Origin of the sequence: Pseudomonas mediterranea CFBP 5447, assembly GCF_000774145.1 — a bacterium.
GTDB lineage: Bacteria > Pseudomonadota > Gammaproteobacteria > Pseudomonadales > Pseudomonadaceae > Aquipseudomonas > Aquipseudomonas mediterranea.
In genome coordinates this window covers 123,181-137,693 of sequence record NZ_KN322966.1, presented here as the reverse complement: position 1 = coordinate 137,693, position 14,513 = coordinate 123,181, and the positions used below count along the sequence as shown (strand labels likewise).

Below are 14,513 nucleotides of genomic sequence, written 5' to 3'. Positions count from 1 at the left end.
GGCTTACAACGGCTTTTTCTGCCGCAGCTCGACGCCATTCTTGATGGCCACGATTTCGGCCAGCAGCGACAAGGCGATTTCCGCCGGGGTGTGGCTGCCGATGTGCAGGCCGATCGGACCATGCAGCCGCTCGATAGCCTGTGCAGACAAGCCTAGCTGAAGCAGATTGTCCCGGCGCTTCTGGCTGTTGACCCGCGACCCCAGGGCCCCGACATAAAACGCCGGGGAATCCAGGGCAGTCAGCAAGGCCATGTCGTCCAGACGCGGATCATGGGTCAAGGCAACGATTGCCGTGCGCTCGTCGGTCTGGATATTCAGCACCGCCTCATCGGGCATCCCCGAGACGAAACGGCCGTGCTGTTCTTCCCAACCGTAGACGAACTCCTTGCGCGGATCGCAGATCAGCACTTCGAAGTCCAGCAACCGAGCCATTTCCGCGACATAGCGCGACAACTGCCCGGCACCGATCAGCAGCAGCCGCCAACGCGGCCCGTAGATGGCGCGCAGGGTCTGGCCGTCGAAAACCAGCACGTCGCTCTTGCTGGCAGGTGTCAACGCCACATGGCCGGTGGCGATGCTCAACTCACGGGCGACAATCTGATGGGCTTCGCAGCGCTCCAGCAGGTCGGCCACCCACTGTGGGTCACCGACCCGCTCTTCCGTCAGGCGCAGGGTACCGCCACAGGGCAAGCCGAAGCGCGCTGCTTCCTCGCGGGTGACGCCGTAAGTGATCATCTGCACCGGCGGACCATCCGCCGGAATCCGGCCATCATGCAGCCGGGCGATCAGGTCATCCTCGACGCAACCGCCCGACACCGAACCGATCACCACGCCGTCTTCGCGCAGGGCGAGCATCGCCCCCGGAGGTCTCGGCGCGGTACCCCACGTCTGGACCACCGTGAACAGCACCACGCGCTGCCCGGCGCGGCGCCATTGCAGCACGCTACGCAGGACGTTCAGGTCGACGCTGTCCATCAGGCCTTGGCCTGCTGCCAGCCCTGCAGCTGGTAGCGTACCGGCAGGCTGCGGATACGCTGGCCGGTGGCGGCGAAAATCGCATTGCACAGCGCCGGCGCAATCGGTGGTACCCCCGGCTCGCCGACGCCGCCCAACGGCACCTCACCCGGTGGCGTGACCAGGTGCACCGCCACTTCCTTGGGTGCCAGGGACATGCGTGCCACTTCGTACATGTGGAAGTTGTCCTGCTGGACCTTGCCATCCTTGAAGCTGATCTCTCCCACCATCGCATTGCCCAGGCCCATGACGCAGGCGCCTTCGAACTGGGAGCGGATGCGTTCGGGGTTGATCTGCGGACCGCAGTCGACGGCAATGTTCGCCTTGTGCACGATCACCGTGCCGTCCTCCTTGACCTCCACCTCGATGGCAGCCGCCACGTAGGTGACGAAGCTGTAATGCACCGCTAGCCCGAGGCCACGGCCCTTCGGCAACTTCTGCCCCCAACCGGCCGCCTTGGCAGCGGTTTCCAGCACGGTACGGATTCGCGCCGTATCGATGGGATAGCGCTCGGGAGATTCACCGTAGTTCCACTCTTCATTCAAGGTACGCGGATCGATCTTGCGATCCGGGCCGAGCAGCTTGAGGTGGTACTGCAGCGGATCCTGCCCGGCCTTGTGGGCCAGTTCGTCGATAAAGCTCTGGATGGCAAAACCGTGGGGAATGTTCGACACCGAGCGGTACCAGCCCACCCGAGTGTGGGCTACCGCTTCGGGGTTCTCCAGGCGCAGGTTGGGAATGGCGTAGGCCATGTTGGTCACGCCCATGCCCACTTCGAACGGCGCTTCATGAACCATATTCGGCGCAAACAACGCGGTGATGCTCGGGGCCACGGTGCGATGCAGCCAGCCGGACGGCATCCCGTCCCGGTTCAAGCCGGCCTTGAGGTACTCGGCCGAAACGGTGTGGAAATACGAGTGATGAATGTCATCTTCACGGGTCCATTGCACGCGGATCGCCTGGCCCGGAAATTCCTTGGCCAGCACCGCCGCCTCGACGACGAAGTCGGGCTTGGATTTGCGGCCAAAGCCGCCACCCAGCAGGGTGATATTGATCGTGACCTTGTCGAAAGGGATGCCCAACCGTTCGGCGACGCGCTCGCGGGTCACCTGTGGCGCCTGGCTCGGTGCCCAGGCTTCGCACTGGCCATCCTTGAACCGGGCAATGGCCACCATCGGTTCCATCGGCGACTGGGACAGGTGCGGCAGGTAATACGAGGCTTCCAGGGTCGAATCGGCCTTCGCCAGGGCATCGTCGAGGTCGCCGGTGCTGCGCAGGACTTTTCCGGGCTTGAGGGCCGCGGCTTCGAGTTCCTTGCGATAGGCGACCGAGTCATAACCGGCGTTCGGGCCGTCATCCCACTCGATCTTCAAGGCATCGCGTCCCTTGATCGCGGCCCAGGTGTTCTTGGCTACCACGGCTACACCGCCCAGGGGCTGGAACTCCGAAGGCAGCGGACGCCCTTCGATCTGCACCACCTTGACCACGCCCGGTACTTTCAACGCCGCGCTATCGTCCACGCTCCTGACCTTGCCACCATAGACCGGCGGACGCGCCACGACGGCGTAAAGCATGCCGTCGAAGTGCACATCGGCACCGAACACGGCACGACCGTTGACGACGTCGGCACCGTCGATGGCCCGGCTCGCTTCCTTGCCGATGTAGCGAAACTCGGCCGGCTGCTTGAGGCGCAAGCTGTCACGGCCCGGCACCGGCAAGGCGCTGGCAGCGGCGGCCAATGCACCGTAACCCAGTTTCCGACCGGAAGGCTGGTGTACCACGTTGTGCAACTGGGCATGGCATTCACCCACTGGGACGTTCCATTGGGCCGCGGCGGCCTGCTCCAGCATGGTCCGCGCTGCGGCGCCGCAACGGCGCATCGGTTCGTACCAGTGGCGCATGCTGCGCGAACCGTCGGTGTCCTGGTTGCCGAAACGCGCCTCATCGGCAGGCGCCTGTTTTACCTTCACCAATGCCCAGTCGGCGTCCAATTCATCGGCTACGACCATGCTGAGGCTGGTGCGCACACCCTGGCCCATTTCCGAACGGTTGCAGATCACCGTCACGCTGCCGTCGGCGGCGATGCTCACGTACACCTTCGGGTCGTCGATCGCGCCATGGGGCATGCCCTCGGCACCGAATTTCTTTTCCTCGGCAAAGGCCTCCGGCAGACCCCAACTGGCAGCCAACACCAGTACACCGGTGGCGCTCGCGCCCTTGAGGAAGCCACGTCGACTGAGATTGCTCAGCACGAAATCATTGGGCAGCCGGCTCATGCCTTGGCCTCCTTCAAGTGGGTGGACGCCTGGCGGATCGCAGCCTTGATCCGGTTATACGTGCCACAGCGGCAGATATTGCCGACCATGGCTTCCTCGATCTGCTCATCGCTCGGGTTGGGATTGCTCTTGAGCAATGCAGTGGCGGACATGATCTGCCCGCCCTGGCAGTAACCACACTGGGCCACGGCGGTATCGAGCCAGGCCTGTTGTACGACCTGGCCAACCGGGTCGGCATGCAGCCCGTCGATGGTACTGACGTTCTGCCCCTGCACCGAGCCGATCGGCGTGATGCAACTGCGCGCCGGGGCGCCGTCGATATGGATGGTGCACGCGCCGCACAGGCCCATGCCGCAGCCGAATTTGGTGCCGTTGTACCCAGCGACATCGCGGATAGCCCACAGCAGGGGCATGTCCTCGGTCACATCCAGTTGATGGTCTTGTCCATTGAGTTTCAGGGTAATCATGGGCACGCCCGCATAGTTATCGAGTTATGGGGTCGAGCAATCTGCCGCTTGGAGAACGGTTCGGTGTCGCAGACTGGCTCAGGCTGATGGGGCTCTCTTATGTAGACGCAGGCGTCTGCATCGGGCCTTGCGCGATGCGATGGTCGCATCGTCAGCAGATTAAATTAACCCAGGTTCAAGCAAAACGCCCTGCACAATCCTGCACAAATGATGCTTGTGCGAGGTCGCGCAGGGCGTTCCTGGTTCATGGCGAACCTTGACTCAGTAGCGGTTGGGCTCCATTTCCAGGTCGACCTGGAAACGTTCGGCAACATCTTTCTGAATGCGCTGGGCCAGGTCCAGCAGTTGCAGGCCAGTGGCCTCGCCATAGTTGACCAGCACCAGCGCCTGCAGCTTATGCACCCCGGCGTCGCCCTCACGAAAGCCCTTCCAGCCGGCACGCTCGATCAACCAGCCCGCGGCTATTTTCATCTGGTCCTCGGGTTGTGGATAAGCCACCAGGTCGGGGTATTGCAGCTTGAGTTGCGCGACATGCGCGGCCGGCACCAGCGGATTCTTGAAGAAACTGCCGGCATTGCCCAGCACGGCCGGGTCCGGCAGTTTTTCGCTGCGGATGCTGCAAATGGCCCGACTGACATCGAGTGGCGTGGCCTGATCGATGCCCTGCTCGCTTAACCGTTGACGGACCGGGCCATATTCCAGATGCAGGTGGGCAGCGCGGCTGAGGGCGAAGCGCACCCGCAGAATCAACCAACGACCCGACTGCTGCTTGAACAGGCTGTCACGGTAGGCAAAACGGCATTCTTCGAGAGTGAAATCCCGCAACTCGCCGGTGTGACGATCCAGGGCGGTGAGCCCGGCAAAGACGTCCTTGATCTCCACGCCATAGGCGCCGATGTTCTGCATCGGCGCTGCGCCCACCGTACCGGGGATCAGGCTGAGGTTCTCCAACCCCGCCCAGCCTTGCGCCAACGTGTGCTGGACGAAAGGATGCCAGGGCTCTCCAGCCTCGGCCTCGATCACCACCCGCTCCCCCTCATCGCTCAGCAAGCGGATGCCACGGCTGGCCATGCGCAATACCAGGGCATCGATATCCCCGGTGAGCAGCAGGTTGCTGCCACCACCGATCACCAGCAGCGGCACCCCGTGCCCGGCGGCATAGGCCAGCGCCTCGCGCACCTGTGCATCCTCGTGGGCCTCGGCGAACAACCGGGCCTTGACGTCCACGCCGAAACTGTTGAAAGGCTTGAGGCTGACGCCGGCCTGTACCTGCAAGCTCATAGCCGTCCCTTCAATTCGATCACCAGGCGATCCGTGGCGCGCTCGATCAGGTCCAGGACCTGCTCGAATCCCTGCTCGCCGTCGTAGTACGGGTCCGGCACGTCATCGACGCCGGCCTCGTAGCGGCGCAGGAACAGGTCCAGTTCAGCCCGGCCGTTGGCTGGCTGCAGAGCCTTGAGATTGCGCAGGTTGCTGCTGTCCATCGCCAGGATCAGGTCATAGGCGGCGAAATCGGCGCGGCTGACTTGCCGGGCACGCTGGGCCGACAAATCATAGCCGCGCCGCAGGGCCGCGGCCTGGCTGCGCTGGTCCGGCGGCTTGCCCACGTGCCAGTCACCGGTACCGGCGGAGGCCACCTCCACCTGCCCGAGCAGCCCGGCCTCGCGCAGCTTGTGGCGCAGGATGCCTTCGGCGGTGGGCGAGCGGCAGATGTTGCCGAGGCAGACGAACAGAACCCGCATCAGGCCTCCAGCAGGCGACGGACGCGCTCAAGGTCTTCGACCGTGTCGACGCCGGTTGGCGGTGCGATCAATGCATCGGCCACATGGATCCGCACTCCGTGCCAGAGCGCGCGCAGCTGCTCCAGGGCCTCGGTGTTTTCCAGCCAGCACGGGCCCCAGGCGACGAAGTCCTGGAGAAAACCGGCGCGGTAGGCATAGATGCCGATGTGACGACGGTACGGCACGCCTTCGGGCATGACGTCACGGGTTTGAGCAAACGCATCCCGAGCCCAGGGCAACGTAGCGCGACTGAAGGTCAGCGCCAGGCCGTTCAGATCGCTGATCACCTTGACCACGTTCGGGTTGAACAGGGTCTGCACATCCTTGATCGGCTCGGCCAGCGTAGCCATGCGCGCTTCGGGATGGGCCGCCAGGTTGGCCGCGACCTGGTCGATCACGCTGGGCGGGATCAGCGGTTCGTCGCCCTGCACGTTGACCACGATGGCGTCCGGCTCCAGGCCCAGTTTCGCGGCGACTTCCGCCAGGCGATCAGTGCCGGAATTGTGGTCTTCGCGGGTCATGACCACTTCGGCGCCGAAGCCCTCGCAGGCCTCGACGATGCGCAGGTCGTCCGTCGCCACCACCACACGCTGGGCGCTGCTCTTGCAGGCCTGTTCCCACACGTGCTGGATCATCGGCTTGCCGGCGATCGACAACAACGGTTTGCCGGGCAAGCGCGTCGAAGCGAAGCGCGACGGGATCACAACGGTGAAGGCGACGCTCATTTATCCAGGCGCTCATCGGTGGTCAGGGCGCGGGCTTCGCTTTCGAGCATCACCGGGATGCCGTCACGAATCGGATACGCCAGGCCGGCGCCCTTGCTGATCAGCTCGGTCTTGTCGGCGCTGAGCTTGAGCGGGCCTTTGCAAACCGGGCAGGCCAGGATGTCGAGCAGTTTGGTGTCCATGGAATTTCCCCTGGATAAGGTTCTTAAGGTAATAGCCGATCCGGCAACAGGCGCATCAACTGCGTATCGAACCAGGCCTCGAAGGCCGGTGAAGGCGCGGCGTCCACCGCCAGGTACCACCAGTCGGGCGCGGCGAAGGCACGGCATTTGACCGCGTCCTTTTCCGTCATGACCACCGGCAATGGCGGTGTGAAATCCAAGGCCTCGACGCTGTATTCGGCATGGTCGGCAAACCCGTGCGGTATAGGCCGCCAGTGTAGCGTTTCGAGGGTCTTGAAGAAACGTTGCGGATTGCCGATACCGGCCACGGCGTGCAAGGCCTGGCCCGGCGGGAAATGGTCGAGCGGGCGTCGTTCGCCACTGGCCAGGTTCACCAGGGCGGTGGGCCGCAGCTCGAAGGCGAAGCCGTCTTCACGGTCGGCACTGGCGCCGTTGTACAGCACCGCATCCACCGACTGCAGGCGCTCGACCGGCTCGCGCAACGGACCGGCAGGCAGGCAACGCCGGTTGCCCAGGCCGCGGGCATTGTCGATCAACACCAGCTCAAGGTCGCGCGCCAGCCGGTAATGCTGCATGCCATCATCGGAGAGGATCAGGTCCAGCGGTTCCGATGCCAGCAGCGCCTGGACCGCACGGCTGCGCTCCGGATCGATCATCAGCGGCACGCCGGTGCGCTGCACGATCAGCAACGGCTCGTCGCCGGCGATCCCGGCCCCCTGCTCGGCCTCGACTCGCCACGGCAGCTGCGACGGCTTGGCACCATAGCCGCGGCTGACCACGCCAACCCGCAGGCCAGAACGCTGGCAGTGCTGGATCATCCACAGGATCATCGGCGTCTTGCCGGTACCGCCCACGGTGATGTTGCCCACCACCACCAGCGGCACAGGCGGCTGATAGATATCGCCCTCGCCCGCCAGGAAACGCTCGCGCTTGCCGACCACCACGCGCCGGTACAGCCACTCCAGTGGCCGCAACAGCGCCAGGGCCGGGTGACCGTCATACCACGCGGCGAGCAATCGATCGGACATGGCCATCAGGGTGCGGGTGCCGCCTCGACCGTGGTCATGCGCAGATGGCTGAAGCCGAGCTTGCCGGCGGCGTCCATGGCAGTGATGACCGATTGATGGGGCGTCTTGCCATCGGCACTGATGGACAACGGCAGATTGGTGTCGCCGCCGGACTCTTTCTGCAACGCCTCGATCAGGGTCGCCAGGTCGCTCTTGGGCAACAGCTGGTTGTTCACCGAAATCGACCCTTCCGCGTTGATGGTGATCTCCAGGCTCTTCAACTGCTGGTCCTCGGCCGGCGAACCGCTGACGGCTTGCGGCAACTCCACCTTGAGCTGGGTTTCCCGGGTGAAGGTGGTGGTCACAACGAAAAACAGCAGCAGGATGAACACCACATCGATCAGCGACGCGAGGTTGATCTCGATGTTTTCCCGTGGTTTGCGGCGGAACTTCACTTCTTGCTCCCGGCCAGGTCCACGTCACGATCGCCCTGCACCACCTCGACCAACTTGATGGCTTCCTGCTCCATGCCCACCACCAACTCGTCGACGCGGCGCTGCAGGAACCGGTGGAAGAATACGGACGGGATACCGACCATCAGGCCGGCCGCGGTGGTGATCAGGGCTTTGGAGATACCACCGGCCAGCACCGAGGCATTGGTGCTCATGCCAGATCCGGTAAAGGCGCTGAAAATGTCGATCATGCCCAGCACCGTGCCCAGCAGGCCCAGCAACGGGGCCATGGCGGCGATGGTGCCGAGGGCATTGATGTAGCGCTCCAACTCATGGATGACCCGGGCCGCGGCTTCTTCGATGCATTCTTTCATGATCTCGCGACCATGCTTGGAGTTCGCCAGGCCGGCCGCCAGGATCTCGCCCAACGGCGAACTGGCCCGCAGCTCCTTGAGCTTGTCCTTGTTCAGTTGCTTGTCCTTGATCCAGACCCAGACCTGCCCGAGCAGATGCTCCGGCGTCACGCGGCTGGCGCGCAGGGTCCACAGGCGTTCGGCAACGATACCCAGTGCCGCGATGGAACTCAGAATGATCGGCAACATCATCCAGCCGCCGGATTTGACCAATTCCCACACAGTGACTGCCCCCTCGAAAAAGTGCGCCACTTTATCATAGAGACTCGCCATGGAGGCCCCGCCCCGCCGATAACTCCGTCAGGAAGCGACCTGGGTCAATGTCCGGCTCATGGCCCCGCAGGCGGCGGGTCGCGCCAATAGCGCCGGTGGCCGGCCTGGGAGTCCGGCCGCTCGAAGGCCCCCAGTTGCAGACGAATGGCGCCTTGTTCGGCACTGTCGTAAATGGCCATGCCCAACCGCCGATAGCGGGCTATCACCTGGGGATGGGGATGGCCGAACGCGTTGCCCTGGCCTCGGGAGATCAATACCGAATGCGGCTCGAGACGCGACAGCAACGCCATCGACGATGAACTGCGACTGCCATGATGGGGCGCGGCCAGCCATTGGGTCGGCACCGCCAGCGGGCCATCGAGCAAGGCGCGTTCGGCATGGGTGTCGATGTCGCCGGTCAACAGCAGCCGCTCGCCATTGGCTTCGACCAGCAGGACACAGGATTTCTGATTGCTTTCAAGAGCCGATGACCATTGCCACGCTTCGAAGCGGACGCCGTCCCATTCCCACTGTTCGCCGCTGTCGCAGGCCTCGGCTTCAAGGACGACGGGCAACGCGGCCGGATCGCCGCTGATCACCCGCAGCGTTGCCAGCCCGTTGCGCACGGCCTGGGCACCACCGGCGTGATCGGCATCGGCATGGCTGAGCAGCATCAGGTCCAGCTTTCGCACACCCAACTTGCGCAAGGTCGGCAGCACGACACGCTCGCCCACATCGGAATCGCCAAAACGAGGCCCTGCATCATAGAGCAGGCTGTGACGGCGGGTGCGCACCAGCACTGCCAGTCCCTGGCCCACGTCCAGATGCCAGACCTCCGCTCGTCCTGACGGCACTTCTTCCCGTGGCGCAAACACCATCAGCAGCAACATCGGCCAACCCAGCACACGCAGCGGTATTCCCTTGGGCAGTAACAGCACGACAGCGCCAAGCGCGGCGATGCACCAAGCCCAAAAAGATATCGGAACGGGGATCCAGGCCGGTACTCGCCCGGCCACCAGTGCGAGGCCCTTGAACAGCAGATCGAGCAAGCCCCCGGCAATCCATAGCAGCGCTTCGCCGATGAGGGGCACCGGCAGCAACACCGTGCCGAGCAATGCCGACGGCAATACCAGCAGGCTGATCCAGGGTACCGCCACCAGGTTCACCAGCGGCCCGCTGAGACTCACCGGCAGGCCCAATATCAACAACAACGGGCATAGCCCGACCGCCACCAGCCACTGGGCGCGGGTCCAGGTTTGCCACCAGCGCCAGGGGCCCAGGCGCCCGCCGAAGGTGAACATCAGCACCGCCACCGCGGCGAATGACAGCCAGAACCCCGGTCGCAGGCTGGCCAAGGGATCGAACAACAACACCCCATCGAAGGCCAGCAACCACGCCCGCCAGGGGTCGGGATGCTTGAAGCGCAAGCGCCACAACAGCACCAGGCCGATCATCGCGCAGGCCCGCCGCACCGGCACTTCGAACCCGGCAAGCAAGCCGTAGCCCAGGGCCGCGATGAAGGCCAGCCCGCAGGCCCAGGGTAACCACGGCAGGCGTCCCGGCCACACGCCATAACGCGCCGCACCGGCCACCAGCAGGTACATCAGGCCGGCAAGCAGGCCGATGTGCTGACCGGAAATCACCAGCAAATGGACAGTTCCGGTGTCCTGCAACACCTGCCAGTCTTCACGGCTCAACCCGCCGCCATCGCCCAGGACCAATGCCATCAGCGCACCGGAGCGGCCTTGGGCATCGACTTGCGCCAATGCCTGGCGCACCCCATCGCGCCAAGCGCCCCGGGCCGGCTGCAAGCGACGGCCATCCTTGACCGTACCGGTTGCGCCAATGCCCCGGCTCAACAACCAGGCTTGATGGTCGAAACTGTGTGGATTCAAAAGCCCGGCAGGTCGCTTGAGCTTCACCGCCAACCGCCACCGCTCGCCACTGCTCAACGGTGGCCCGCCGAACCAGGCCAGGCGCATTGACATCGGCAGGCGGGTACGACGCGATCGGGCCTCGACCAGATCGAAGCGCACCACGCCTTCACTGTACTGCGGCAAACCGATGACCCGCCCTTCGACCCAACGGGTTTCGCCATCCAGTGCGGCAGGCAGGCGTTCGTCCAGCGCGAATTGCGCCGACAGGCAGGCCCAGGCCAACCCCAACAGGAAAAAACCCAGCGGATACGTCCGAAACGGCAACACCATCAGCGCCAGCATCGGCATCGCCGCGACCAGCCACAACGGCGGCAATGCCGGAAAGAAAACCGGGGCCACCAGCCCCAGTGCAAGCGCGACCAACCCTGTGCGCATAACCCGTCCTTGAGAGCCCTTTCTCCAGGCTTAGTCGGTCTGCGGCACCGTGCGCGTTATCAATTGTCACAAACTCTGAATCTGCCGGACTTAGAATCCGGACATACTTGCCGCTTCATTGCTTTGAACCGACCGAGAAGCCTTATGCCCCGGCGCCTATTCAAACGTTACATGCCTGACCCAGCGAGCATTCGGGAACACAAATCCTTACGCTTTCTCGGCACCCTCCTGCATGACCCCAACCTCTGGCACCTCAATCGTCACTCCGTGGCCCGGGCCATGGCGGTCGGCCTGTTTGCCGCTTTTCTCCCCATTCCCTTGCAGATGCTCCTGGCGGCGGCATTAGCCATTGCGGTGCGGGGCAACATTCCGATTGCGGTTAGCCTGGTCTGGCTGACCAACCCCATCACCATGCCGGCGGTATTCTTCTGCACCTACCAGACCGGCGCCTGGCTGATGGACGTGCCTGCCCGGACGTTGCCGGACGAACTGACCTGGGCGTGGATCACCGAACAACTGTCCACCTTGTGGCAGCCGTTCCTGCTGGGGTCGGTGGTGACCGGCGTGGTGCTTGGCGCCCTGGCCTACTTCGTCACCATGAGTTATTGGCGCTGGTGGGTGACCCGGCAATGGAACCGGCGCAAGAAAAGCCGGATGTGAGATACGAAAAGGCCTCCATTGTTGGAGGCCTTTTTTGCGGCGTATCCGCGACTAAAACAGATCAAATGTGGGAGCGAGCCTGCTCGCGATTGCGCTGGGTCAGATCCGACGCCATCGCGAGCAGGCTCGCTCCCACAGGGGTCAGGTACGCATGCCGCGGCCACTGACCAGCAACCGGGCACAACCGATATAGAGCACTACGGTCGCCACCAGCATGAAGGTGATCGCAACGCTGATGCGGATATCCGAAACCCCGAGGATGCCGAAGCGGAAGGCGTTGACCATGTGCAACACCGGGTTGGCCAGGGACACGGTCTGCCAGAACGGCGGCAGCAGGGAAATGGAATAGAACACCCCGCCCAGGTAAGTCAGCGGCGTAAGCACGAACGTGGGGATGATGGAAATGTCATCGAAGTTGCGCGCGAACACGGCGTTGATGAACCCCAGCAGCGAAAAGATCGTCGCCGTGAGCACCACCACCAGTACCGTCACCCCCAGGTGATGCACCTGCAGATGGGTAAAGAACAGCGACAGCAAGGTCACGATCAGCCCCACCGCCAGGCCGCGCAACACGCCACCCAGGGTGTAGCCGATCAGGATCGTGTGGGGCGAAACCGGCGACACCATCAACTCTTCGATCGAGCGCTGGAACTTGCTGCCGAAGAAACTCGACACCACGTTGCCGTAGGAGTTGGTGATCACCGACATCATGATCAGCCCCGGCACGATGTAGTCCATGTACGTGAAGCCGCCCATGTCGCCGATCTGCCGGCCGATCAGGTTGCCGAAAATCACGAAATACAAAACCATGGTGATGGCAGGCGGCAGCAGGGTCTGTGGCCAGATCCGCGTGAAGCGCCGGACTTCACGGTAAACGATGGTATTGAGGGCGATGAGGTTGGGTCGTAGTTCGGAACTCATACCGCCACCTTTGCCAGGTTTTTTTCCACCAGGGACACGAACAGCTCCTCGAGGCGATTGGTTTTGTTGCGCAGGCTCTGCACTTCGATGTTCTGCAGGGCCAGCTGAGTGAACAACCCGGTGATGCCGACGCTTTTATCCACCTGGACTTCCAGGGTGCGCTGATCCACCAGTCGGGCCGGATAGCCGATCAATTGAGGGGCGGCCTTCAGGTCGCCCTTCAGATCCAGCAGGAACGTCTCCACGTGCAGTTGGCTGAGCAATTGCCGCATGCTGGTGTTCTCGACGATGGTGCCGTGGTCGATGATGCCGATGTTGCGGCACAGCTGTTCGGCCTCTTCCAGGTAATGGGTGGTGAGGATGATGGTGATGCCTTTCTGGTTAAGTTCGGTCAGGAAGGTCCACATCGAACGACGCAACTCGATGTCCACGCCTGCGGTCGGTTCGTCGAGGATCAGCAGGCGCGGCTCATGCACCAGCGCACGGGCGATCATCAGCCGGCGCTTCATGCCGCCGGACAACGAACGGGACGGCACGTCACGCTTGTCCCACAACCCCAGCTGGGTCAGGTACTGCTCGGCGCGCTCGTTGGCGATCTTCGGCGGGATGCCGTAGTAACCCGCCTGGGTCACAACGATGTCGAAGGTCTTTTCGAACTGGTTGAAATTGAATTCCTGGGGCACCACGCCGATGCAGCGCTTGAGCGCCGCGGGCTCGCGGTCCAGGTCATGACCGAAGACATTCACCGTGCCGCTGGTCTTGTTCACCAGAGTGGAAAGAATTCCGATGGTGGTGGATTTGCCGGCACCGTTGGGGCCGAGCAAGGCGAAAAAATCACCTTCGGCGACGTCCAGATCGATACCACTCAGGGCCTGGAAACCGTTGCCGTAGGTTTTGGTTAGCTGCCGGATGGACAGAGCGGAACTCATATCGGATCTACGCACCAAGAAGGGAGGAAAGGAATACATGAGGGCGCGCGGCGAGCAATACAACCACGGCGCACGAAGGCCATGGTGCTTGGCGTCGCCGCACAAGTACAGTCACGCGTGTCGATAGTAAGTATTAAGTCAACGCGGTCATGACGGCCTTGCGGTAAGCCGGACGCTGCTGCAACCGCCGGTACCAGGCCTCCAGATGAGGCTGCGCTACCCGCTCGATGGGCATTTCGAACCAGGCATAGATGAAACTGCCCAAGGGAATGTCGCCCATGCCGATGACCTCGCCCGAGAGGTAGGGCTGTTCGCTCAGGGCCTGGTCTGCCATTGCCAGCAAGCTTTCGCATTCCTTGATCGCGGCATGGATGGCGGGCCAGTCCTGCTGCTCGGCCGGCGTGCGCAGCACACCCCAGAACACGGTGCGGAACGGCCCGGCAAAGGACGATGTGGTCCAGTCCATCCATTTGTCAGCCGTGGCCCGCGCCTGGAGATCGGTCGGGTACCAGGCTGAACCGGGCGCATGGCGCGCCAGCAGATAGCGCACGATGGCGTTGGATTCCCACAGCACGAAACCGTCGTCTTCGATCATCGGTACGCGACCGTTGGGGTTCTTCGCCCGGTATTCCGGCGTGTCCACCACCCCGAATGCGCCGCCCGCATCGATGGCCTCGAAGGCCAGCCCCAGCTCTTCGGCGCACCACAGTGCCTTGCGGACATTCGATGAATTCTTCCGGCCCCAGATCTTCAGCATCACGGTTTCCCTCAGTGGATAAGTGCCGCAGCAGCATACGCCGGATCAGTCGCGACTCAAATCGTCACCACGATCCAGAGCCGAACTGATCCCTGTGGCGAGGGGATTTATCCCCGCCGGGTTGCGCAGCAACCCCAAGATCTGTCTTCGCGGGGCGTCATTGTATAGGGCCGCTGCGCGCCCCAACGGGGCGGTGCGACGTTTCGCTAAATCCCCTCGCCACAGGTCTTGCATTCACTTGCATGATTTAGCGTCCCGTATCTGTCCACAGTTAATGGCATTTCAGCCAAACAACGGCGCTTTCTCACTTTAGCAACGAACCATTTCCCACGATTGTTGCCAACCAGACTGGCGCAATGCATCCG

The 14,513-nt window shown here is 63.3% G+C and carries 15 protein-coding genes; 1 reads left to right on the top strand and 14 read right to left on the bottom strand.

Going from position 1 to position 14,513, the window contains the following annotated elements; genetic code table 11:
• Positions 1-3: 3 nt before the first annotated feature.
• From N005_RS02445 to N005_RS02395, 11 genes are all read right to left on the bottom strand, one after another.
• Positions 4-975, bottom strand: coding sequence for an XdhC family protein (locus N005_RS02445; protein ID WP_047699079.1), 972 nt, complete (start codon positions 973-975; stop codon positions 4-6).
• On the bottom strand, positions 975-3,290 hold the full coding sequence (locus tag N005_RS02440; RefSeq protein WP_047699077.1) for a xanthine dehydrogenase family protein molybdopterin-binding subunit: 2,316 nt from the start codon (positions 3,288-3,290) through the stop codon (positions 975-977). The genes N005_RS02445 and N005_RS02440 overlap by 1 nt, the downstream gene beginning before the upstream one ends.
• Positions 3,287-3,757 (bottom strand): (2Fe-2S)-binding protein, encoded by a 471-nt coding sequence (locus N005_RS02435; RefSeq protein ID WP_047699075.1) that lies wholly within the window; start codon positions 3,755-3,757, stop codon positions 3,287-3,289. The genes N005_RS02440 and N005_RS02435 overlap by 4 nt, the downstream gene beginning before the upstream one ends.
• Positions 3,758-4,018: 261 nt before the next feature.
• Complete coding sequence (gene murB / locus N005_RS02430; RefSeq protein ID WP_047699073.1) at positions 4,019-5,038, bottom strand: UDP-N-acetylmuramate dehydrogenase; 1,020 nt, start codon at positions 5,036-5,038, stop codon at positions 4,019-4,021.
• Positions 5,035-5,499 (bottom strand): low molecular weight protein-tyrosine-phosphatase, encoded by a 465-nt coding sequence (locus N005_RS02425; protein ID WP_047699071.1) that lies wholly within the window; start codon positions 5,497-5,499, stop codon positions 5,035-5,037. The genes murB and N005_RS02425 overlap by 4 nt, the downstream gene beginning before the upstream one ends.
• Positions 5,499-6,263 carry a 3-deoxy-manno-octulosonate cytidylyltransferase gene (gene kdsB / locus N005_RS02420; protein ID WP_047699069.1) on the bottom strand — a complete coding sequence of 255 codons (765 nt, stop codon included), beginning with the start codon at positions 6,261-6,263 and terminating at the stop codon, positions 5,499-5,501. Before kdsB ends, N005_RS02425 begins: the two co-directional genes overlap by 1 nt.
• Positions 6,260-6,445: a Trm112 family protein gene (locus N005_RS02415; protein WP_047699067.1), complete on the bottom strand. Its 186-nt coding sequence runs from the start codon at positions 6,443-6,445 to the stop codon at positions 6,260-6,262. The genes kdsB and N005_RS02415 overlap by 4 nt, the downstream gene beginning before the upstream one ends.
• A 23-nt stretch (positions 6,446-6,468) precedes the next feature.
• Positions 6,469-7,479 carry a tetraacyldisaccharide 4'-kinase gene (gene lpxK, locus N005_RS02410; RefSeq protein WP_047699064.1) on the bottom strand — a complete coding sequence of 337 codons (1,011 nt, stop codon included), beginning with the start codon at positions 7,477-7,479 and terminating at the stop codon, positions 6,469-6,471.
• Positions 7,479-7,907 carry an ExbD/TolR family protein gene (locus tag N005_RS02405; RefSeq protein WP_047699062.1) on the bottom strand — a complete coding sequence of 143 codons (429 nt, stop codon included), beginning with the start codon at positions 7,905-7,907 and terminating at the stop codon, positions 7,479-7,481. The genes lpxK and N005_RS02405 overlap by 1 nt, the downstream gene beginning before the upstream one ends.
• Positions 7,904-8,539, bottom strand: a complete 636-nt coding sequence (locus N005_RS02400; RefSeq protein ID WP_053150108.1) for a MotA/TolQ/ExbB proton channel family protein — start codon at positions 8,537-8,539, stop codon at positions 7,904-7,906. Before N005_RS02400 ends, N005_RS02405 begins: the two co-directional genes overlap by 4 nt.
• A gap of 107 nt (positions 8,540-8,646) precedes the next feature.
• Positions 8,647-10,881, bottom strand: a complete 2,235-nt coding sequence (locus tag N005_RS02395) for a DNA internalization-related competence protein ComEC/Rec2 (RefSeq protein WP_047699060.1) — start codon at positions 10,879-10,881, stop codon at positions 8,647-8,649.
• Positions 10,882-11,025: 144 nt separating this feature from the next.
• Between N005_RS02395 and N005_RS02390 the strand changes: the two genes are divergently transcribed.
• Positions 11,026-11,541: a DUF2062 domain-containing protein gene (locus N005_RS02390; protein WP_047699058.1), complete on the top strand. Its 516-nt coding sequence runs from the start codon at positions 11,026-11,028 to the stop codon at positions 11,539-11,541.
• Positions 11,542-11,682: 141 nt separating this feature from the next.
• Here N005_RS02390 and N005_RS02385 read toward each other — a convergent pair whose 3' ends face one another.
• The 3 genes from N005_RS02385 to N005_RS02375 form a co-directional block, all read right to left on the bottom strand.
• Complete coding sequence (locus N005_RS02385; protein WP_047699055.1) at positions 11,683-12,462, bottom strand: ABC transporter permease; 780 nt, start codon at positions 12,460-12,462, stop codon at positions 11,683-11,685.
• A complete protein-coding gene (locus N005_RS02380) occupies positions 12,459-13,391 on the bottom strand; it encodes an ABC transporter ATP-binding protein (RefSeq protein ID WP_047699053.1) in 933 nt (310 codons plus the stop codon). Before N005_RS02380 ends, N005_RS02385 begins: the two co-directional genes overlap by 4 nt.
• A gap of 133 nt (positions 13,392-13,524) precedes the next feature.
• Positions 13,525-14,148, bottom strand: coding sequence for a glutathione S-transferase family protein (locus tag N005_RS02375; protein ID WP_047699051.1), 624 nt, complete (start codon positions 14,146-14,148; stop codon positions 13,525-13,527).
• Positions 14,149-14,513: the final 365 nt, after the last annotated feature.

Excerpts from the sequence above, each read along its gene's own strand:
- N005_RS02445 (WP_047699079.1), bottom strand. The coding sequence starts at position 975 with ATGGACAGCGTCGACCTGAACGTCCTGCGTAGCGTGCTGCAATGGCGC.
- kdsB (WP_047699069.1), bottom strand. The coding sequence starts at position 6,263 with ATGAGCGTCGCCTTCACCGTTGTGATCCCGTCGCGCTTCGCTTCGACG.
- N005_RS02390 (WP_047699058.1), top strand. The coding sequence starts at position 11,026 with ATGCCCCGGCGCCTATTCAAACGTTACATGCCTGACCCAGCGAGCATT.
- N005_RS02425 (WP_047699071.1), bottom strand. The coding sequence starts at position 5,499 with ATGCGGGTTCTGTTCGTCTGCCTCGGCAACATCTGCCGCTCGCCCACC.
- N005_RS02380 (WP_047699053.1), bottom strand. The coding sequence starts at position 13,391 with ATGAGTTCCGCTCTGTCCATCCGGCAGCTAACCAAAACCTACGGCAAC.
- N005_RS02440 (WP_047699077.1), bottom strand. The coding sequence starts at position 3,290 with ATGAGCCGGCTGCCCAATGATTTCGTGCTGAGCAATCTCAGTCGACGT.
- N005_RS02435 (WP_047699075.1), bottom strand. The coding sequence starts at position 3,757 with ATGATTACCCTGAAACTCAATGGACAAGACCATCAACTGGATGTGACC.
- N005_RS02395 (WP_047699060.1), bottom strand. The coding sequence starts at position 10,881 with ATGCGCACAGGGTTGGTCGCGCTTGCACTGGGGCTGGTGGCCCCGGTT.
- N005_RS02415 (WP_047699067.1), bottom strand. The coding sequence starts at position 6,445 with ATGGACACCAAACTGCTCGACATCCTGGCCTGCCCGGTTTGCAAAGGC.
- murB (WP_047699073.1), bottom strand. The coding sequence starts at position 5,038 with ATGAGCTTGCAGGTACAGGCCGGCGTCAGCCTCAAGCCTTTCAACAGT.
- N005_RS02375 (WP_047699051.1), bottom strand. The coding sequence starts at position 14,148 with ATGCTGAAGATCTGGGGCCGGAAGAATTCATCGAATGTCCGCAAGGCA.
- N005_RS02385 (WP_047699055.1), bottom strand. The coding sequence starts at position 12,462 with ATGAGTTCCGAACTACGACCCAACCTCATCGCCCTCAATACCATCGTT.
- lpxK (WP_047699064.1), bottom strand. The coding sequence starts at position 7,479 with ATGGCCATGTCCGATCGATTGCTCGCCGCGTGGTATGACGGTCACCCG.